Raw genomic sequence first — 20,645 nt, forward strand, 5'->3', positions numbered from 1 at the left:
TGCTCATGGCAGGGCGGATCGGCGCCTGCATGGCGCAGCCGGGGCCGTGCCCCTGGCCCCTTCGTTGATCATTCCGCTCTTGGCGGTGCCTGCTGGTAAGGTCGTCCCTGAAAGGTGCCCTGTCAGGCGATGAGGGCGTTCAAGGCACCGTCGACCACGACGACGGTGCCGTTCATGAACGATCCCGCGTCGCTTGCCAGCATGACCACCGGGCCGATCAGCTCCTCTATCTTGCCGAGGCGACGGGCAGGCATCTGCGCCACACGCTCAATGCCGGTCGGGCTATCGAAGAACTCTTCGTTGAGCTCGGTCTTGAACCAGCCGGGGGCCAGCGCATTGACCCGGATACCGTACTTGGAGAGGTCAATCGCCATGGAACGGGTGAGTTGGATCACTGCGCCCTTCGATGCGCAATAGCTTGCCAGCCCCGGCTGAACCCCCAGTCCCAAGACCGATGCCACGTTGATGATCGACCCCGTGCGCTTCGCTTCGACGAGCCGTCGTGCAGCGATCTGACCGATGTTCCAGACGCCGCGCAGGTTGGTGTCGAAGACCGCATCTCGCGCGGCCGGTTCGATCTTGAGGAAGTTTCGTGCGTCCGTGATACCGGCGTTGCTCACGACGACGTCGACGGTGCCGAAGGCGCGCTCTGCGGCATCGAAGGCGCGCTCGATGCTGTCCACGTCCGTCACATCCGCCTGTGCGGCCATTGCAGAGCCGCCGGACTGCTCGATCTCACCGACGAGATCTCCCAGCCGATCGGACCTGCGTGCCACGGCAATGACCTTCGCCCCTGCATCGGCCAGCCCTCGAGCGAGGACCCGCCCGATCCCGCTCGAGGCGCCCGTGACCAGCGCGACGCACCCCGACAGTGAGAATAGGTCCGTGGTCACGATCGACTCCTTGCTTGGATGTCACCGGCGAGCTCGGCGAGGACGCTGATGGCAGCGCGAGTGCCTTGGTGACGCGAGAGGTTGCCGTGCTTCACATCCTCGACGATCGCATCAAGCCTACTGTCGGACGCGTCGAGGACCAGCGCTGCAGCTGCCTCCGCGACATCGACCGCCAACATCGCACGGGGACTGGCGGGCTGGAACGCAGCGGCCTGCGCCTGAGGAGAGCAATCGTTCAGTCTCCCGCTGATAGCATCGGCGAGTGCACGCACGCCGTCGTTGGAGACGACAGAGACAGAGAGGATAGACCGCCGCTCATCATGGCCGCGGTGGTGAAGCATCGCTTTCAAATGGGCACTCGTTCGCGCAGCGTCCGGCAGATCCGCCTTGTTCACGACCAGGAGGTCGGCGATCTCGAGCACACCCGCCTTGATGGCCTGCATCTCGTCGCCCAGACCGGGCGCGCAGACGACGACCTTTACCTCGGTCAGCTCGGCGACCTCGACTTCGGACTGTCCGGTGCCGACGGTTTCGACGATGACGAGTTCCATCCCCCCGGCACCGAGTAGGTCGAGCACTGACCGGGTCGTGCGTGTCACGCCCCCGAGATGCCCTCGCGTCGCCAAGGAGCGGATGAACACATCCGGGTTCGCACTATGCGCAGCCATCCGGACCCGGTCACCGAGGACGGCACCGCCGCTGATCGGGCTCGAAGGGTCGACCGTGATAACGGCGATGCGAGCGTAGCGCGTCAGGAGGTCCTGCATCAGGGCGTTGATCAGGGACGATTTGCCCGCGCCGGGCGGCCCCGTGACACCGACGGTTCGACAGGCACGACCGCAACCACGCACCGCGACGGCGAGCTCGGTTCCGATAGCCGTGCGGTTCTCGATCGCGGTGATGGCACGCGCAATGGCAAGCGGTTCTCGCTGCCGGACTGCCTCCAGCAGCGACGCCGCATCGCGCTCCGAGCGAAGACCGGTCAAGCCGGTTCCCGGTAGGCGCGCGCGAGCCGTTGAAAGGTTGCGACCACATCCGCCAGAGGGGCTCCGCCTCGGAAGATCTCCCTGACGCCCACGGCTTCCAAAGGCGCGACATCGAAGGGGCGAATAACCCCGCCAACGACAACGGGAAGATCCGGAACCTCGCGCCGCTGAAGCTCGGCGACGATCTTCTGGGTTGTCTCCACCTGTCCGCCGGACATGAAGCTGATGCCGATGATGTCGACGTCTTCCTGGAGAGCGACGGTGACCACGTCCTCGGGCTGCTCGTAGTCGATCAGCACGACCTCCATCGCCGCATCCCTCAGCGCCAGCGCGATCGTGGCGATCGCACGATCGTGGCTGTCGATGAAGCTCTTCGTCAGGAGCACGCGCGGGTTGGACGCATCGTCTTGCATGTCGTTCAGCTTCCTACTTGTTGCGGCCGAAAACCTCGTGGAGGACCGCCTGCATCTCGCCGAGGGTCGCATCGGCCTCCGCCGCGGCGACCAAATTCTCCATCACCGATCCAATGGCCCGGCCTTCGCTGACCTCGACGGCCGCATGGCGCAGCCGCTCGAGCGCCTCCGTGCAGCCTGCGTTGTCGCGTTCACGGCGGTGCCGCTCGATATCGGCGATCGCGAGCCGCGCTGCCTCCGGATCGGGCTGGAACACGGCATACTGCTCGGGCTCATCTGTCGTGTACTTGTTGACGCCGACCATCGTCCGCGCGCCGCTCTCCACCTCTTGGCGCCACTGATACGCGGCTGCGGAGACCTGCTGCTTGATCCAGCCCGACTCGATGCAGGCAATCAGCCCGCCCCGATCGTCGATGTCGGCGACGATCTCGAAGACCTTGCGTTCAATATCGTCGGTAAGGGACTCGATGTAGTAGGAGCCGCCGAATGGGTCCGACACGTGGACTGCCCCTGTCTCCTCGGCGATAATCTGACTGGTGCGGAGCGAGAGCGTCACCGCCTCCTCGGTCGGCAGCCCCAAGGCCTCGTCATAGGCGTTGATGGTCATGCCGTTGGCGCCGGATAGCACTGCCGCCAAGGCACCATAGGCGTTGCGGACGAGGTTGTTCAGCGGCTGCTGCGCAGTCAGCAGCGATCCCGCCGTCTGAGCATGGATCCGCGCCTGGAGCGAGCCGCTCTTGGTGCAGCCGAACCGCTCCTTGTTGACCTTGGCGTAGACGCGCCGCAACGCGCGCGTCTTGGCCACCTCCTCGAAGAAGTTCTCGCCGTAGCGGACGTGGAACCCGAAGCGCGGTACGACCTTGTCGGGCTCGATGCCGAGCTTCACGCACTCCTCGTTCACCGCGATGATAGCGGCGATCGAGTAAGCCACGGCCTGGACGTTGTCGGCACCGGCCTCGCAGATGTTGTGCTCGCTGATCGTCAGCGGGTTCCAGAGCGGGACGTGCTCCGCGCAGTAGGCGGCGATGTCGGCGATCAGCCGGTAGCTGCCGCGCGGCGAGAAGTTGGTGCCGCCACTGTGCCCGAAGAAATCCCAGATGTAGTTGGTGAGATTGCCGCCGAGCTTGTCAAAAGCGAACCCGCGCCGCTTCGCTGCCGCAAGGTACAGGCCGAGCATGGCCGGCGAACCGGCGTTCAGGACGAGCGAGACCGTCGTCTTCGCGAGGTCCTTGCCGGCGAGCAGGACCTCATAGTCGCTCGCCTTGCAGACCGAAATGCCGCAGTCGCCGATGCTGCCGCGCACGCCGGGGTGGTCGGGATCATAGCCCATCGACGTAGGCATATCGAAGATGAAGTTATAGGCTTCCCGGTCGAAATATCCCTTCGAGCCACCCTGTTCCAACAGCAGATCCATCCGCTCACGCGTCTGCGCAGGAAGTCCGAAGCCGATGATCTGAAGGTCCATCCACGGCTGGTACTGGTAGTGGATCGGATAGATGCCGCGGGTGTACGGATACTGCCCCGGCATCTCCGAGTCCCTGCCTTTTCGGTCCAGCCCGCCGTACACTGGCTCCACCTCGAGCCCCGATCTGTTGCGGGCGACGAAAGACTGGTCCTTGTAGCGCGCCGACACCGTCTGCTGCCAGCGCGCGTAGGGGCTTTCACTCTGCTTCGTATCAGCCGCTATCATCGTCGGTACTCTCTCAAGATTGTGCTTCGGCAGAGACGATGTCGGAAATAAAAGGCTCCCGCATCAGCTCGACAAGCACAGACACTGTAAACTTCCGCAAATGAACGAAGCTCCGCTACGCGGCGAACACTGATTTCAGATGCAAGGTATCGTGGTACTCACGCACGGAAGAGATCAGACCGTCCCTGACGGTAAACAGGAAGTGATACTCGTTATTGTAGGTACGGCCGTTGGTGATCTCGCCATGGGCCTCCACCTCGGCCGCAACCTTGTCGCCCTCGCCGATCATGCCGCGGATGCGCATATCGATGCCGCCGGGAATCTTCGTGCCGATGCCGCGCAGGACAGCGCTGATCCCCTCCTTCGACTTCTGACCCGCTTGCGGCAGCTCGGCCGGCTTCCCCCCGATCCACCATGTCGCGTCATCGGTCAGGCTGCCGATCAAACCATCGGCATCGCCGTTCGCGAACCTGGCCAGAAAGCGGCGCACGACATCCTTGTTCTCATCGATCGACATGTTGCGCTCCGATAGCGTGAGGTGAAGCAGAGGCGTGGCTCGTGGGAGGAACCAGGCCGACCGGCATGGGAATGTCTACGCCGAGGAGGATTTGAGCGTAGCCCTTGCCCTGGGGATCGTTGCGCAGCGACGCGATGCCACCTCCCCCGAGGACGTCGGTGAGCAGGAAGTTGAGCCCGCCGATGCCCGGCAGGTCGAAACGCTGCACATCCGCCGGAGCGTAGTGATCGAATAGCCTCGCTACGACGTCGGACTGCAACTCCCGCCTGATGTACGGCAGATACTCCGCCCGCCGCGCAACGATGCCGATGTTCGCGTGGTTGCCCTTGTCGCCGCTGCGACCCCAGGCGAGTTCGATCAGCGGCACGAGGGTGAGATCTATCTTCTCGGCGATGTCGTGTGGTGCCGGTGCCGGCGAGGTCGCCTCCGTCGAAGTCGACGGCGGGCTCGGTGCCGAAGAAATCGCAACGCTCTGGCCATCAACTTCGACACGGCGGTGTTCATCGACCAGCGCCTTGTCCACCGCGATCGAGAACAGCCGTACGAGCGGCATCACTTTCGGGCGGTTGCCGCCCATGCCGGTGAACCCGGGTGCCATCGACGTACCCGCGGAAGTGAACTCGCGGACCAGCAGCTCGAGCGCTTTCGGCTCGACATGCTTGGCGGCGATCTTCAGCACCACCTCGCGCGCGCCGAGTGCTCGGCTTCCCGCACCATAGCTGGTCTCGGCACCGAGCACCTCGATTGACGTCTCGGTGAACGGGGCGGAGCCGGCCTGCGACAACAGCGACGATACACGTGACACCACCGCCTCGCCGACCTTGGCCGCTTTCCCCGCAGCGGCCTCACCGACGATCGTCCAGGTCGCGCCGACACGGTAGCCGTCCTGCCACGTCGCACTCGCCTTGTAGGTCGGCGGGGGCGCGCTGCCCCGCGCGCCTGTGACGCGGACCCTGTCATCGCCGACCTGTTCGATTTGCACCGATCGCCAGTCGCACGTTACGTCGGGGAGCAGATAGGCCGCCGGATCGCCGATCTCGTAGACCAGCTGTTCGCTGACGGTACCTGTCGAGACGAGGCCCCCCGTCCCCGCCGGCTTGACGACGTCGAAAGCGCCGTCTTCATCGATGATTGCGATCGGATAGCCGATGTTCGCCCAATCCTTGACGTCTTCCCAATCGGTGAACAGGCCTCCGGTGGCCTGAGCACCGCACTCGATGATGTGCCCTGCCAAGGATCCGCCGGAGAGGCGATCGAAGTCCTCGAGCGACCATCCGAACTCGTGGATGCACGCGCCAAGCACGGTCGCGCTGTCCACGCACCGTCCCGTAACGACGATGTCGGCGCCTGCACCCAGTGCCGCCGCGATCGGCGCCGCGCCCAAGTAGGCGTTCAGGCTCAGCAGGCGGGATGGCATCTCGGCGCCGGAGAACATCTCCCGGCAGTCCTGCAAGTGAGCCTGCATCGGCAGAAGGTCGTCGCCCGTCACCACGCCAACCCGCAGGTTCAAACCCGCAGCGGCAATCCGTTCGCGCAAGGCCTCTGCGCAGGCGATCGGATTCACCCCGCCGGCATTGGCAATCAGCTTGACGCCTCGCTCGGCGATCTGCGGCAGATGACGTGCGACCAGCGCCACGAAGTCGGTTGCATAACCAAGCGCCGCATCCTTGGCGCGCGCGCGCGCCAGGATCGACATCGTGACCTCGGCGAGATAGTCGAACGAGATATAGTTGATCCCGTCGTGCTGGAGCAACTGCGGCAGCGCGATCGAGCTGTCGCCCCAGAAGCCCGACGCTCCGCCGATGCTGATCGTGCGACGGCTCATGCCGGCTCTCCCTTGATGACGAAGAGTATGTCGCGCGCCCCGACCTGTTGACCGGCGGTCACCGCGACCGTCGCGAGCGTTCCCGAAATCGGAGCAACGATCTGGTGCTCCATCTTCATCGCTTCGAGGACGGCGAGCGCATCGCCCCGCGCAACGACTTGGTCTGCGGCGACATGGAGCGCCGTGATCGATCCGCTCATCGGTGCCCGCAGCACGCCGTCACCGCCGGCACTGGCGCGGGACGTGGCGCGATAAGTCAAATCCTCGAAACGATAGACCCGGCCGTCCAGATCGACCGTGACCCCATCGACGTCGCGGAGATACACCGCACGGCGTTGCAGGCCGTCGATCTCGAAGCGGACATGGACGTCATCGCGTTCGACGATCGCGACGGAACTGATCGCGCCTGCGACCTCGACCGTCCATCGTTGCCCGCTCCGGGTGACGCGCACGCTCGTCGTCACGCCGTCGACGCTCAGGGTGAGCGGGTGGGCCTGCACCGCATTGGACGACCAGCCGGCGCCGCCGGCATCGGCGGCCAGGATGGCGGCGATCACGAGCGCCGCGGGATCGGCATTGCCCGACTGGAATCCACTGCCATAATGTTTGCCGATGAAGGCGGTCGTGGCACCCCCCTCGCGGAATTCCGGCACCGACAGGGCGTCGAGCAGGAACTCCCGATTGGTCGCGACGCCGAGCAAATGGGTCTCGCGCACGGCACGAACGAGCCGGCGGAGAGCCTCCGACCGGTTCGCACCCGTTGCAATGATCTTGGCGATCATAGGGTCGTAGAACGGGCTTACGACCTGTCCGGGAACGAGACCGTGGTCGATGCGCACGCCCTCCCCCGCAGCCGGCTGCCAGACGGTCGCAACGCCGGTTTGCGGCAGGAACTGGTCGCGCGGATCCTCGGCATAGAGCCGCACCTCCATCGCATGACCAGTGAGAGTGACATCGTCCTGTACGAACGGCAGGGGGAGCCCGGCCGCCACATCAATCTGTAGGTCGACGAGATCGATCCCCGTCACGCATTCGGTGACCGGGTGCTCGACCTGCAGTCGGGTGTTCATCTCCAGGAAGTAGAACTCGCCATCCTGTCCGAGCAGAAACTCGACGGTCCCCGCGCCGACATAGTCGATCGCTGCCGCGGCGCGCACCGCAGCCTCGCCCATCCGCCGACGAAGGTCCTCATCAACGGCTGGGGACGGTGCTTCCTCGATTACCTTCTGGTGTCGCCGTTGGACCGAACAGTCGCGCTCGCCGAGATGGACGACCGATCCGAACGTGTCGCCGAACACCTGAATCTCGACGTGCCGGGCGTCGACGACGGCGCGTTCGAGGAGCAGGCGATCGTCGCCGAAGGCGTTCCTCGCCTCCGATCTGGCCGAACCGAGTGCCGTCGGCAGCTCGTCCCGATCATGGACCAGGCGCATGCCTCGACCACCGCCGCCCGCCGACGCCTTGACCATCACCGGATAGCCGATCCGATCGGCCTCGCGCACGAACAGGGCGTCTTCCTGATTGTCGCCCTCATACCCCGGGACGCACGGCACGCCGGCATCGATCATCCGGCGCTTCGAGCGCGCCTTGTCGCCCATGACCCGAACCGATTCCGGCAGCGGTCCGATGAACGTGATGCCCGCAGCGGCACACTGCTCGGCGAAATCGGCGTTCTCCGAGAAGAAGCCGTAGCCGGGATGGAGTGCATCGGCGCCGGTGGCTCGCGCTGCTGCGAGCATCCGTTCCGCCGACAAATAGGACTCGCGCAACGGCCCGGCGCCGAGGCGGAAGGCCTCGTCGGCTTCCTGAACGTGGCGTGCCCCGGCATCGGCGTCGCTGAATACCGCCACCGTTGCGTAGCCTTTTGCCTTCGCACTGCGGATCACGCGGCACGCGATCTCACCCCGATTGGCGATCAGGATCTTGCTGAACGATCTCATGCGATGGCCCATGCCGGCGCTCTCTTCTGTTTGAACGCCGCGATTCCTTCTGCGCCCTCTCCGGCCACGGCATCGGCGAAGACGTCGGCTGCGGTCTGCGCGAACGTGGCGAGGTCCAGCCCGGACAGGCCGTCAAGCAATGACTTCGTCGCTGCCAATGCGGCAGGTGCACAGGCCTGAACATCAGCGAGAAGGGCGTCGAGCCGCTCGTCGAGTGCTGCGCGGTCGGCCAGCAACTCGTCAACGAGACCAACCGCTGCCGCCTGCGCGGCATTCAACTTGCTGCCCGTCAATGCCAAGCGGCGGGTGGTCGCCAATCCCAGCCGCGCGACGACGAACGGTGCGATCTGTGCTGCGACGAGCCCGAGCCGCGCCTCCGACAAGGCAAATATCGCGTTCGGGCCAGCAAGGACGATGTCGGCGCAGGACGCCAGCCCCATGCCACCGCCCATCGCGGCGCCTTCCACCACTGCGATCACCGGCTTGGGAAAGGCGTTCAACGCGGCGTACACTCGGGCGCCACGGATCGACAGCGCCACCGTCGCCTGCCGCGGATCGGCCTCGCTCCCCCCCAGCGTCTTGCCACCGAGATCGGCGCCTGCGCAGAAGATACGATCGTTGCCGCGCAGGACCAGGGCTCGGACGGCTTCGTCACACTGGAAGCGCGCTACCAGCGTCTCGAAGTCGGTGAGGAGCGCGTCCGACATCGCATTGCGCGTTGTCGGGTCGTCGATCGTGGCGACCAGCGCGCAACCGCGTCGCTCGAGCCGCAGTACCGAGGTTTGCGGGGTGTCGATCACAAGCGGGCGATCCCGAAGCTGTTGCGCGCGGGCTCGCGCGCGTCCCCCTCGACGCAGGTATCCAGACAAAAGGCGACGACCCGACGCGTGTCGCGTGGGTCGATGATGCCGTCGTCCCAGATCCGGGCCGTGGCGAACAGCGCCTCTCCCTCTCGGTCGTATTGCGCGATCAGACGCTCCGACATCGCCGCCAGACGGGCATGGTCGGGGTCGACACCGCGTGCTGCGGCGCCGTCCTCGGCAACAATGGTGAGGACCTTGGCGGCCTGCTCCCCACCCATCACGGACAGACGATTGTTGGGCCACGAGAAGATGAAGCGCGGTCCGAAGGAGCGGCCGCACATGGCGTAGGCGCCGGCGCCGAAGCTCGCGCCGATCTGGATCGTGATCTTCGGCACGGACGCATTCGTCACTGCTTGGATGAGCTTTGATCCGTGCTTGACGATGCCGGACGTCTCCGCCTCGACGCCGACCATGAAGCCGGTGGTATTCTGGAGAAACAGCAGCGGCGTACGAGACTGGCAGCAGAGCTGGATGAATTGGGCGCCTTTGGTGGCGCCTTGTGCGTCGATCGGCCCGTTGTTGCCGATGATGCCGATCTCGCGGCCCTCGATACGGGCATGGCCGCAGACGGTGTGCAGGCCGTAGCCGAACTTGAACTCGGTAAAGTCGCTGTCGTCGACGATGCGGGCAATTACCTCGCGGACATCGTAGGGCTTGCGGTAATCGGGCGATACGATCCCGAGGAGCTCCTCGCCATCGTACCGGGGACCGGTCGCAGACGCCGTCTGCGCGCTGCGATCCCAACGCAGTTTGGCAACGACCTCGCGGGCCTGACGCAGCGCGTCGGCGTCGCTTTCGGCGAGGTAATCGCCGACCCCGGTCACCTGCGTGTGCAGCTCGGCTCCCCCGAGGTCCTCGTCCACCGCGATCTCGCCGGTTGCCGCCTTGAGGAGCGGCGGACCGGCAAGAAAGACCTTGGAGCGGCCACGGATCATGATGACATAGTCCGACAGGCCGACCTGGTAGGCGCCCCCCGCGGTCGATGAACCATGAACGACCGTGATCGTCGGCAGACCGAGCGCGGACATACGCGACAGGTTGGCGAACGTGCGGCCGCCCTCGACAAACATCTCTGCCTGCAGGTTCAGGTTCGCGCCAGCGCTCTCGACCAGCTGAATGTACGGCAGCTTGTTCTCGATCGCGATATCCTGCGCACGCAACTGCTTCTTGATGCCCATGGGGTGAGCGGCGCCGCCCTTGATGCCCGCGTCGCTGGCAAACACCATCGCGCGCACCCCCGACACGAACCCGATGCCGACGATCGCACCGCCGCCGTAGACATTCTCGACGCCGTCATCGTCGTGCATCCCGAGCCCGGCGAGCGTCGACAACTCAAGAAAGGGCGCATCCCGGTCGAGGAGCAGCGCCACGCGGTCACGTGGCAGCAACTGATCCCGCTTGGCGAACTTGGGGCCCGCTCGTGCCGAAGTAGCCCGCACCTTGGCTTCGAGAGCCCGGAAGGACTCGATCAGTCCGACGTGTGCCGCCCGGTTCTGTACGGAGGTCGCGCTGTCGGGGATCGCCATGCTGTCGATGATCGCCACGATCAGCCTCCGAACAGGTCGATGAAACGGTCACGCAGCTCGACCTTGCGGAGCTTCGACGTCGCGGTCAGCGGTAGATCGTCGACGAACTGGACGGCCTTGGGCACCTCGTGAGGCGCGAGCGCCTGGCGGCAATGGCTGAGAATGTCCGCGGCCTCCGCAGAGCACCCAGGCTTCAGCATGACGACGCCGACGACCGCTTCCTGCCAACGGGGATGCGGCACGCCGATCGCTGCGGCGTTGGCGATCGAGGGATGCTGCAGCAGGATCTGCTCGACCTTGACCGAGGCGACGTTCTCCCCGCCGCTCTTGATGATGTCCTTCAGCCGGTCGACGAACAGCAGCTGGCCGTCATCGTCGATGACGCCCAGGTCGCCGGTGTGGTGCCATCCGAAACGCCGCGAGTGAGCGGTTGCCGCCTCGTCCTTGTAATAGCCCAGCATGACGTTCGGGCCACGATGGACGATCTCACCGACCTCACCGCGGGGCAGCAGGGTGCCATCGTCATCCATGATCGCCATGTCGTTGACGATGGAGGGCTCGCCCCAATAATTGCCCTCTTTCAAAAGCTGCTGTTCCGGCCGCAGCATGGCGGTGCTCGGATACATTTCGGTTTGGCCCGACGACAGGACGAAGGTGGGACAGAAGTCGCTCAGCAAACGTCGAAGCAGTGGCTTGGGCATAGGTGCCATGGCGTAGATGCAGTAGCGGAGCGACGAGAGATCGGTTTCCGCGCAGGCGGTATGATCCATCATTGCCGCATACATCATCGGAAGTCCGACGAAGAAGCTGACCTTCTGCTCCTCGATCGCCGTCAGCACTCGCCCCGCATCGAAGCCGTTATGGAGCACGACGGTCGCGCCGGCAGCCATGAACGTCGTGAAAAGACAATGTGCCGATACATGGAACATCGGGAGCACGATGAGGATGCGGTCGCTGCGCGTGACGTACCACTCGCCGATGTTGCACATGACCGTCGCATAGACGGCCAGATTGCAGTGCATGACCCCCTTTGGTCTGGATGTCGTGCCACTCGTGTACATGATCATGGTCAGATCACGCTCGTGGATCGACAAATCTGGTTCGAGGTTGGATGCCGACGCAAGTCGTTCATTGAAGCTCGCGCCCAACGTCAGCACCACCGGCATCCGCTCGGTTCCCTGAGGGACTACATGGCCAACTGTTTCATCGGCGATGACGACGGACGCTTCGGTGTGGTTGAGGATGAACGCCCTGTCGTCGCCCGCGAGCAGCGGATTGATCGGTACCCAGACCAGCCCTGCCTTGTGGATGCCGAAGATAACGATGACAAAGTCGATGCTGTTGGAGCAGATGGTGGCGATCCGATCACCTGGCTTGGCGCCTTGAGCGAGCAGCATGTTGGCGCAGCGGTTCGCCGCGTCATCCAACTCGCCGAACGTGATGTGCCTCGACGGCTCTATGATCGCGACCTTGTTGCGAAATCGGCGAGCCGATCGTCGAAGCAGGTCGCCGAGCGCCAGGCGTCCGACCCCTCCGGTGACCTCGGGAGAAGGTTGCAGCCCGCGATCTATCAAGGCCTGGATGGAGCCATCGCTTGTTTCAGTGCGCGGTTCCGACGACGTGGGAGCAGCGTTCACGACCTACCCCTCGCGATAGCGTGCTCGATGACCGACAGCCACGAAGGGCTCGCGCTCGCACCGTCGCGCATCGGCCTCGGCATACGTGATCGATCGGAAGGCAAGGCGGCCATCGACATCCTCTGTTCGTCCGTCTTTCGCCCTTGAGGACTGCGGCTCTCATGAGGCACGATACTCATGACACTCGCCCTTGGTCAAGACTTGCTTGCGGCAAGTTAGTGGATTACCTCCGCCAGAGGCGTGTACCCGAGAGGCCGGAATGATGTCGGCTGGCACGTTGGATTACAAGAAGGAGAGAGCCGCGATGTCTGAAGCGCAACTCGAACAGGTACTGGACATGATCCGGGGCGGGCCGGACCTCACCGCGATGAGTCCGCAAGAGTTGCGGGTCGTCTATGATGCGATGGGAGACATCACCCCTCCGCATGAATCGGTGACCTACGCGGCCGTCGAGGCAAATGGCGTTCCTTGCGAGGTCGGTACGGCACCCGGCGCTCGTACCGATGCGACGATCGTGTATTTTCACGGCGGTGCTTATGTCTTCGGATCGCGCAAATCCCACCGCGGCCTGGTCGCACGGCTGGGGCAGGCAGCGGGCATCCGCACGCTCGCGCCGGACTATCGCCTCGCGCCGGAACACGTCTTCCCTGCCGCGGTCGATGATGCATTCGCGGTATATCAGTGGCTGCTCGCCGAGGGCACGCCAGCGGAGAGGATCGTCTTCGCGGGAGACTCCGCCGGGGGCGGGCTCACGCTGGGAACGATGCTTCGCTGCAAGGCCGAAGGCGTCCCCATGCCCGCTGGAGGGGTGCTCTTCTCTCCCTTCGTCGACATGGGCGTGACGGGTGACAGCGTAGCTGAGAACAAGGACCGCGACTTCCTGGTCAGCTTCGATGGCGCCTTCAACCTTGCGGCGTTGTACATGACCGGATCTGACCTCCAGTCGCCGGAAGCATCGCCTATCTTCGCGGACCTGACCGGTTTGCCGCCGCTGCTCATCCATGTCGGTGGTCACGAAGCGATTCTCGACGACTCGCTCCGACTGGCGCGCCGCGCGATCATGGCCGACGTTTCGGTACGCCTGCGCGCCTTCCCCAAATTGCCCCACGTTTGGCAGCTGTTTTCATCCCTGCTCGACGAGGGAGAAGAGTCGTTGCGCGAGGCGGGCGCGTTCGTCGCGACGCAGATCAAGTGAAGTGACCCGCGATTACCGGGTCGGTCGAGGTGTCCGACCCGGTAATGTGTTCGGTTCTACCCCGCCTTATTGCGCCACTCGCTCGGGTTCGCCGATCAACTCGCGACCGATGAGCATCCGGCGGATCTCGTTGGTGCCGGCACCGATATCGAGCAGCTTGGCATCGCGATAGTAGCGCTCGACCGGCCAATCCTTCGTGTAGCCGGCCCCGCCGAGCGCCTGAACGGCCTCGCTCGCGACGCGCACCGTATTCTCGCTCGCCAAGAGGATCGCGGCAGCAGCATCGAACCGTGTGGTCCGACCGGCGTCACAACTCCGAGCCACCGCATAGATATAGGCGCGCGAGGAGTTCAGGGCGACGTACATGTCCGCTACCTTCGCCTGGATGAGCTGGAACTGACCGATCGACTGACCGAACTGCTTGCGCTCCCGGACATAGGGCAGCACGACGTCAAGACAGGATTGCATGATCCCGAGCGGAATGCCGGCGAGCACGGCGCGCTCATAGTCGAGCCCGCTCATCAGCACCCCGACCCCGCCGTTCACCGGACCAAGGACGTTCTCGTCGGGGACTTCGCACTCTTCGAAGACGAGCTCCGCGGTCGGCGATCCACGCATGCCCATCTTGTCGATCTTCTGACCGATCGAGAAGCCGACCATGTCCTTCTCAATGAGGAATGCCGTGATGCCTCGACTGCCCTCGCCCGTCTTTGCATACACGACGAGCGTGTCGGCATAGGTGGCATTGGTGATCCAGAATTTGGTGCCGTTGAGCACATAGCCACCCTGGACGGCGTCTGCCTTGAGCTTCATTGATACGACATCGGATCCCGCGCCGGCCTCCGACATCGCCAGGCTGCCGAGATGCTGCCCCGATACCAGAGGCGGCAGATATTTCGCCTTCTGCTCCGGCGAGCCCCATCGCGCGATTTGGTTGATGCACAAATTGGTATGGGCGCCGTAGCTGAGCCCGATCGCGCCCGACGCTCGGGCGATTTCCTCGCATGCGATGACATGCTCGAGATAGCCGAGACCGAGCCCGCCATATTCCTCCTCGACGGTGATGCCGTGCAGGCCGAGTTCCCCCATGCTCGCCCACAATTCATCGCGGGGAAACCAGTCGTCGGCGTCGATACGCTTGGCCAGTGGTGCAATCTTGTCGGTAGCGAAGCGGCGGGTGGTGTCGCGGATCATGTCGGCGGACTCGCCGAGATCGAAGTCGAACATCTGCATAAACTGCTCCGATGGATTGAGAGATTCGAGAAAGGCTGGCGTCGTCAGGTCAAGAACGACGGTGGGTGTGCGCTAGCGGTTGCGGGATGACGCTGTTCGAGTGGAGCCGGCCACAGGCTGGCGGCGGCAACCGCGTCGGCTTCGGCCAGCGACAGTCCTGCGGCATTGGCGCCGGTCGATGTACCGTCGTCTCCCGCATGGCGGCGCAGCTCGAGCTTGGCGATCTGATTGCGATGGACCTCGTCCGGGCCGTCGGCCAGGCGCAGCAATCGGGCGTTGGCGAAGGCCGCGGCCAGAAAGTGGTCGTTGTTAGTTCCGCCACCCCCGAACAGCTGGATCGCCCAGTCGATCACCTGCTGCGCCATCGCCGGCGCGGCGACCTTGATCATGGCGATCTCCTGACGCGCCGCCTTGTTCCCCACCGTGTCCATCATCCAAGCCGCGCGCATTGTCAGGAGGCGTGCCTGCTCGATCATGATCCGCGCCTGCGCGATGCGCTCCAGCGTCACGCTCTGCTCGGCCAGGGGGCTGCCGAAGGCCACCCGGTCCGTCGCACGACGACACATCCGCTCGAGGATGCGCTCGCTCAGCCCAATCAGCCGCATGCAATGGTGGATACGCCCCGGCCCTAGACGGCCCTGCGCGATCTCGAAACCTCTTCCCTCGCCGAGCAGCATGTTGGTCGCGGGCACGCGAACCTGGTCGAACACGACCTCCGCCGATCGATCCGGCACACCGTAGAACCCGAGTACCGGCAGGGCACGGACCACACGAACGCCGGCGGCGTCGCGTGGCACGAGGATCATCGATTGAGCCTTGTGGCGATCCGTCACGGCATCGCCGGTTCGCCCCATGAAGATAAAGAACGCGCACCGAGGGTCGGTCGCGCCCGTGGTGTACCATTTCCTTCCATTGATGACGTAGTCATTGCCTTCACGCCTGATCTCAGAGGCGATATTCGTCGCGTCCGACGAGGCGACGGCCGGCTCGGTCATCGCAAACGCCGACCGGGTCTCGCCCACCAGGAGCGGATCGAGGTAACGCGCTTTCTGCTCGTCGGTCCCGAAGAGCAGCAGGGTCTCCATGTTGCCAGTGTCCGGGGCAGAACAGTTAAAGATCTCAGGTGCGAAAAGCGATCGCCCCATCACCGCGCACAGCGGGGCATATTCGACGTTGCTCAAGCCGCTCGAGCCGTGGCTCAGAGGCAGAAAGAGATTCCACAGTCCCTCCGCACGCGCCCGCGCCTTAAGGTCGTCGATCTGCGGATACGTTGCCCATGGCCCGAGGCGCTCAGCGGTCAGGTAGAGGTCACGCTCGATCGGATAGAGGTGTTCGGCCATGAAGGCCTGGAGTCGGTGCTGCAGATCCGAGCTGCGGGCGCTTTGGGTGATATCCACGCTAATTCCTTATGACGCAGGAGCACCGGCCCGCCGGGCCTGCTCCCATGCGAGCTCCGCAAGTTCCGGAAGGGCCTTCACGCGCTTGGCGGCATCAGGAGAGGCGGCCGTGCCTCTAGCCAAGCGGCCTTTGATGCCGTGGAAGATCGCCGCGACCCGAAAGAACGAGAACGCTACGAAGAAGTCGTAATCGGAGGTATCGGCGAGATCGGTCCGCTCCGCGTACCAAGCCAGATACTCTTCCTCGGACGGCGCATTCAGCGTCGAGAGATCGGCACCCGCCAAGCCCGCCACGATGTGGCTGGGCATCCGGTACATCATGGCATGATAGGCGAAGTCCGCGAGTGGATGTCCCAGGGTCGACAATTCCCAATCGAGCACCGCGGCAATCGTGGCGTCGGTTGGATGGAAAATCAGATTGTCGCACCGGAAATCACCGTGCACGACAGCTGCACGCCCTTCGTTTCGTGGTCGGGCACCATCCAGCCAGGCGATCAGGCGATCCATGTTCGCATCTCGCCCGGCGGCGATGTCTGCGGTGTATTGCTGCGACAAGCGCTTGATCTGGCGATCGACATACCCGGTCGGCCGCCCATAATCGCCGAGTCCGATCGAGGCAGGATCGACGGAATGCAGGTCCGCGATCGTGGCGTTCATCGCGCGGAAGTACTCCGGTCGGTTGGCCGGACCGACATCCGGAAAGGTAGCGTCCCAGAAGATCCGACCGTCCACCAGCTCCATCAGGTAGAACATCGTGCCGATGACGGAGGGATCGACGCACGTGGCGTAGATCCGGGCCACAGGCACCTGCGTCGGACCAAGCTTGGTTTGCACCAACGCTTCCCGATCGACGGCATGCGCGCCCTTCAGGAGCGCGCCGGATGGCTGGCGTCGCAGGACGTACGTTCGGTCGGCTGACGTGACGAGATAGGTCGGGTTCGACTGTCCGCCGCGAAACTGTCGCACGCGGATCGCTCCTTCATGGCCGTCCACATTCACGGCCATCCAGCGGGCAAGCGCGCCTTCGTCAAACTGATGCTTGTCGCGGACGGGCAGGACATCGGCAACCACGTCTGCGTTGGCTAGGCCAGCCACCTGATAGATCCCCTCTCGACGACGACACTTCTGATCGCTACGTCTCTTCTATCTTGCTAGCCGCAAGCAAGCAAGTGAACGTGGCGTGCGAGTGCTTTTTTCTTGCAGGGGCCACGCGAGGTTAGGCGAGCCGAACGTCAAGGGGTTTTGGAGCAGCTCTGCGACTCGATTGTCGGCGCTGGAGCATGGAATGGACCTGCCATGACCAGCTCGCCGATGGGTGATGGTTTGGAGGGTCGACCGTCGCTGAGCACCAGTGGGGTACCCGCCTTCTCGCACTCGAAAACGATGCGAGCGACAATGAGGGAGGATACATGAATATCTCCGAATGCACCTCGGTAGTCACCGGGGGAGCCAGCGGCCTCGGCGAAGCGACGGCCCGGGCACTGGCATGGGCCGGGGCCAAGGTGTCGATCTTCGACCTTAACGAGGAAGCAGGCACCCGTGTCGCGGAGACGATCGGCGGTGTCTTTTGCCGGGTTGATGTGACCAACGAAGCGTCTGTCACCGAAGGTTTCGCGAAAGCTCGTCTGGCTCATGGACAGGAGCGGATCCTCGTCAACTGCGCCGGAACCGGGAGCGCGTGGAAGACGGCTTGGCGCAGTCGTGAAGACGGCGAGATTCGCCATTTTCCTCTCGATAAGTTTCAGCAGATGATACAGATCAACTTGGTCGGAACATTCATCTGCATCGCAAAATCGACGGCTGGCATGTTGCAGTTGGAGCCCTTGCTCGACGCCGCCCGTGGCGTCGTGGTGAACACGGCGTCCGTCGCTGCAGAAGATGGCCAGGTTGGCCAGGCCGCTTATTCGGCATCCAAGGCGGGGATAGTCGGGATGACGCTGGCGATCGCCCGCGATTTCATGAACGACGGCATTCGCGTGAATACGATCTTGCCCGGGACGTTCGACACGCCCCTCATTCATTCGGCGCCCGATGCGGTGAAGCAGGCGCTAATCGACAACGTGCCATTCCCCCGCCGGATGGGCTACCCGGCCGAGTATGCGAGCTTGGTCCTGGAGATGTGCCGAAACCCCTATTTCAACGGCGAGGATGTCCGTTTGGATGGCGCGTTGCGCATGCCACCGCGGTAAGCCGGCACCACGGGGTCGCATCACGTTCCTGACCTCGATCACATGGATGGCAGCTGCCGTTTCCTTGCTTCGAACAAGTGGCTCAGCTAGGCTGCTGCAATTACGTTAGAGGGCTTGAGAGTGGCGACTTCGCGGAGATTGCAACCAGCGCCCGTTGCGGCAGGAAAGGCACAACGCCTGACCCAAGCGGAGCGCACGTCTATATCCGACGGAAGGATGCTCGACGCCGCGATGACGCTTGTAGCGGAGCGAGGCACACAGAGCACGACGTTGCGTGAAGTGGGTGAACTAGCCGGCTACAGCCGAGGCCTAGCGAGCAACCGTTTCGGGTCCAAAGACGTGCTCTTCGCCGAACTAATCGACATCTTCAACAAGCGCTGGAAAACAGAACTTCGCGCTTACGTTGGCAATAAGACCGGACTGGATGCGTTCTCAGCGTCGGTGGATAGCGGCATACATTATCTCACCGAGAACTCCGAATACGTCCGCGCTATGTTTATTCTCTACTATGAGACGGTGGCAAGCAGCACCGTCATGCGGGAAAGGCTCGCACAGCAGCATGGCGCCTACAGGCGCGCGATCGAGCGCTATATAAGGGAGGGTCTCGAGCAGGGGACGATCAAACAGTCGGCAGTTCCGAGCCGGGTCGCGCTGCAGTACACGTCTTTCTTCTTCGGCCTGGTCTACCAGTGGCTGGCTAATCCGGACGGCGTCGACTTCGAAAGTGCGCTGCATGATTTTCGAGACGCGATCATAGCCCTGATCGGCGAGCAACGCTGATCAGGGCCACGGCCGCTGGACCGACAAGTTTTATGCCGCCAGCTTGAACTCGTTGTACTTCGGATCGCGCAGGATGTCGCGATACTCGTCAGGCGTGCCGGTCCAGCTTTCGGGAAGGCCGTCCTCGTCCATGTACCAGTTGTTGCATCCCGAAACCCAGATCGTCTCGGGCACGGCAGACTTCACGCGCGTCAGGAATTCCGCGAGCGCTTCCGGCGTCGCCTCGATAGAGTGATAGCCGTTCTCGGCGCAGAACTTGATGACCTTGACGATGTGGTCGACAATGGCCTCCGAGTATGCGATCGCACTGAAGTTGCCTCGCGGCGAATGCGGCCCACCGATGAGCATGAAGTTCGGGAAGCCCGGGACGTGAACGGAGAGATGCGCGCCGGTCTGCCCTTCCCAGTTCTTCGTCAGCGACTCGCCCCGAGCGTTGGTCAGCTCGATCGGCCGATGGTACGCCCGGGCGTTAAAGCCGGTGGCGAAGATGATGACGTCCAGCTCGTGCACTTTGCCCGTCTGATCGACGAGGCCCTGTGCATTCGCGCGAACGATGCCGTCACGAACGATTTCGACGTTCGGCCGCGACACCGCCGGATAGAACAGCGTCGACATCACCATGCGCTTGCACAACGGCTCGTCCGGCGGGGTCAGCTTGCGCCGAAGTTCCGGATCCTTCACCCGGCCGAGATGCCACTTGCACAGGCCCGATAGGAACTTGCGCTGCCACCCATCTTTGATGACTGCCTGAGCGAAGACGTTCTCGAAGAACCAGCCGTAGAAGTCGCCTGCCTTCCGGCCGATCCACGGCATCGCACCGACCAACTTGCGCTCGACATCACCGAAGCGGCGATTGGGCAACGGGAAGATCCACTGCGGGGTTCGGATGAACGCGGTCAGATCGACGCCCTGGTTGGCCAGCGCCGAGATGAGCTGGGTGCCGGTCGATCCGCTGCCGATGACGCCGACGCGCTTGTCGCTGAGGTCGATGCCGTCCATCCACTGCGCGGAATGGAATTTCGTCCCCTGAAACTCGTCCAGCCCCTCGATCTTCGGAAAGGCCGGGACGTGGAGCGGCCCCGTCGCGGCGATGAGGAAGTCGACAGTGTCGAGGTGCCCGTCATCGGTCTCGAGGTGCCAGCGCTGACCGTCGAAATGCCCCTTCGTCACCTTGGTACCGAACACGATGCTTCGCCGCAGGTCGTACTTCTCGGCGACCTTCAGCATATAGGACTGGATCTCGTCGCCGAGTGCGAGCCGATGACTCCAGCTGGGATTATGCTCGAACGAGAAGTTATAGTGATGGGCGGGCACGTCGCAAGCGACGCCAGGATAGCGATTCTCTCGCCACGTACCCCCGACTTCGTTCGCCTTCTCGTAGATGACGATGTCGTCGAGGCCGGCCTCACGCAGCTTGATCGCTTGCATCATGCCTGCTGCACCGGCGCCGATGATCGCCGTACGAGGACGGTATGCGGTTCTCCCGCTACGCGATAGGTCCATAGCCGGACCTCCGGCTGCATGGCTCTGCATTGACCTCTCCACTTGTTTGTCACACGCT

At 63.8% G+C, this 20,645-nt stretch carries 17 protein-coding genes; 3 read left to right on the forward strand and 14 right to left on the reverse strand.

Annotated elements, in window-relative coordinates; all coding sequences use genetic code 11:
• Positions 1-122 precede the first annotated feature (122 nt).
• The 10 genes from ACM61V_RS22025 to ACM61V_RS22070 form a co-directional block, all read right to left on the reverse strand.
• The gene (locus ACM61V_RS22025) at positions 123-893 is read right to left on the reverse strand and encodes an SDR family NAD(P)-dependent oxidoreductase (protein ID WP_419714728.1); all 771 of its coding nucleotides are present in this window, start codon (positions 891-893) and stop codon (positions 123-125) included.
• Positions 890-1,879, reverse strand: a complete 990-nt coding sequence (meaB, locus tag ACM61V_RS22030) for a methylmalonyl Co-A mutase-associated GTPase MeaB (protein WP_419714729.1) — start codon at positions 1,877-1,879, stop codon at positions 890-892. The genes ACM61V_RS22025 and meaB overlap by 4 nt, the downstream gene beginning before the upstream one ends.
• The gene (locus tag ACM61V_RS22035; protein ID WP_419714730.1) at positions 1,876-2,292 is read right to left on the reverse strand and encodes a cobalamin B12-binding domain-containing protein; all 417 of its coding nucleotides are present in this window, start codon (positions 2,290-2,292) and stop codon (positions 1,876-1,878) included. Before ACM61V_RS22035 ends, meaB begins: the two co-directional genes overlap by 4 nt.
• A gap of 13 nt (positions 2,293-2,305) precedes the next feature.
• On the reverse strand, positions 2,306-3,925 hold the full coding sequence (locus tag ACM61V_RS22040; RefSeq protein ID WP_419714731.1) for a methylmalonyl-CoA mutase family protein: 1,620 nt from the start codon (positions 3,923-3,925) through the stop codon (positions 2,306-2,308).
• A gap of 172 nt (positions 3,926-4,097) precedes the next feature.
• Entirely contained in the window at positions 4,098-4,499 is a 402-nt protein-coding gene (locus ACM61V_RS22045) for a nuclear transport factor 2 family protein (RefSeq protein ID WP_419714732.1), read from the reverse strand.
• On the reverse strand, positions 4,486-6,324 hold the full coding sequence (locus ACM61V_RS22050) for an acyclic terpene utilization AtuA family protein (RefSeq protein WP_419714733.1): 1,839 nt from the start codon (positions 6,322-6,324) through the stop codon (positions 4,486-4,488). The genes ACM61V_RS22045 and ACM61V_RS22050 overlap by 14 nt, the downstream gene beginning before the upstream one ends.
• A complete protein-coding gene (locus tag ACM61V_RS22055; protein WP_419714734.1) occupies positions 6,321-8,264 on the reverse strand; it encodes a biotin carboxylase N-terminal domain-containing protein in 1,944 nt (647 codons plus the stop codon). The genes ACM61V_RS22050 and ACM61V_RS22055 overlap by 4 nt, the downstream gene beginning before the upstream one ends.
• Positions 8,261-9,064, reverse strand: coding sequence for an enoyl-CoA hydratase/isomerase family protein (locus ACM61V_RS22060; protein WP_419714735.1), 804 nt, complete (start codon positions 9,062-9,064; stop codon positions 8,261-8,263). Before ACM61V_RS22060 ends, ACM61V_RS22055 begins: the two co-directional genes overlap by 4 nt.
• Complete coding sequence (locus ACM61V_RS22065; protein WP_419714736.1) at positions 9,061-10,671, reverse strand: acyl-CoA carboxylase subunit beta; 1,611 nt, start codon at positions 10,669-10,671, stop codon at positions 9,061-9,063. The genes ACM61V_RS22060 and ACM61V_RS22065 overlap by 4 nt, the downstream gene beginning before the upstream one ends.
• 2 nt (positions 10,672-10,673) lie before the next feature.
• Complete coding sequence (locus ACM61V_RS22070) at positions 10,674-12,290, reverse strand: class I adenylate-forming enzyme family protein (protein WP_419714737.1); 1,617 nt, start codon at positions 12,288-12,290, stop codon at positions 10,674-10,676.
• A gap of 304 nt (positions 12,291-12,594) precedes the next feature.
• On the opposite strand from ACM61V_RS22070, the gene ACM61V_RS22075 reads away from it, so the two are divergent.
• Positions 12,595-13,485, forward strand: coding sequence for an alpha/beta hydrolase (locus ACM61V_RS22075; protein WP_419714738.1), 891 nt, complete (start codon positions 12,595-12,597; stop codon positions 13,483-13,485).
• A 66-nt stretch (positions 13,486-13,551) separates the two neighbouring features.
• Here ACM61V_RS22075 and ACM61V_RS22080 read toward each other — a convergent pair whose 3' ends face one another.
• Genes ACM61V_RS22080 through ACM61V_RS22090 form a run of 3 tightly spaced genes read right to left on the reverse strand, consistent with a single transcriptional unit; the run spans position 13,552 to position 17,210 of the window.
• Complete coding sequence (locus tag ACM61V_RS22080) at positions 13,552-14,718, reverse strand: isovaleryl-CoA dehydrogenase (protein ID WP_419714739.1); 1,167 nt, start codon at positions 14,716-14,718, stop codon at positions 13,552-13,554.
• A 44-nt stretch (positions 14,719-14,762) separates the two neighbouring features.
• Complete coding sequence (locus tag ACM61V_RS22085) at positions 14,763-16,115, reverse strand: acyl-CoA dehydrogenase family protein (RefSeq protein WP_419714740.1); 1,353 nt, start codon at positions 16,113-16,115, stop codon at positions 14,763-14,765.
• Positions 16,116-16,124: 9 nt separating this feature from the next.
• Positions 16,125-17,210 (reverse strand): phosphotransferase, encoded by a 1,086-nt coding sequence (locus ACM61V_RS22090; RefSeq protein ID WP_419714741.1) that lies wholly within the window; start codon positions 17,208-17,210, stop codon positions 16,125-16,127.
• Between the two features lie 314 nt (positions 17,211-17,524).
• Between ACM61V_RS22090 and ACM61V_RS22095 the strand changes: the two genes are divergently transcribed.
• Together ACM61V_RS22095 and ACM61V_RS22100 are read left to right on the forward strand one after the other, a co-directional pair.
• Positions 17,525-18,304, forward strand: a complete 780-nt coding sequence (locus ACM61V_RS22095; RefSeq protein ID WP_419714742.1) for an SDR family NAD(P)-dependent oxidoreductase — start codon at positions 17,525-17,527, stop codon at positions 18,302-18,304.
• 216 nt (positions 18,305-18,520) lie between these two features.
• Entirely contained in the window at positions 18,521-19,084 is a 564-nt protein-coding gene (locus ACM61V_RS22100; protein ID WP_419714743.1) for a TetR/AcrR family transcriptional regulator, read from the forward strand.
• Between the two features lie 30 nt (positions 19,085-19,114).
• On the opposite strand, the gene ACM61V_RS22105 is transcribed toward ACM61V_RS22100, so the two are convergent.
• Positions 19,115-20,617: a flavin-containing monooxygenase gene (locus tag ACM61V_RS22105; RefSeq protein ID WP_419714744.1), complete on the reverse strand. Its 1,503-nt coding sequence runs from the start codon at positions 20,615-20,617 to the stop codon at positions 19,115-19,117.
• Between the last annotated feature and the right edge of the window lie 28 nt (positions 20,618-20,645).

The organism is Sphingomonas sp. TX0543 (assembly GCF_048565505.1).
Lineage (GTDB): Bacteria > Pseudomonadota > Alphaproteobacteria > Sphingomonadales > Sphingomonadaceae > Sphingomonas.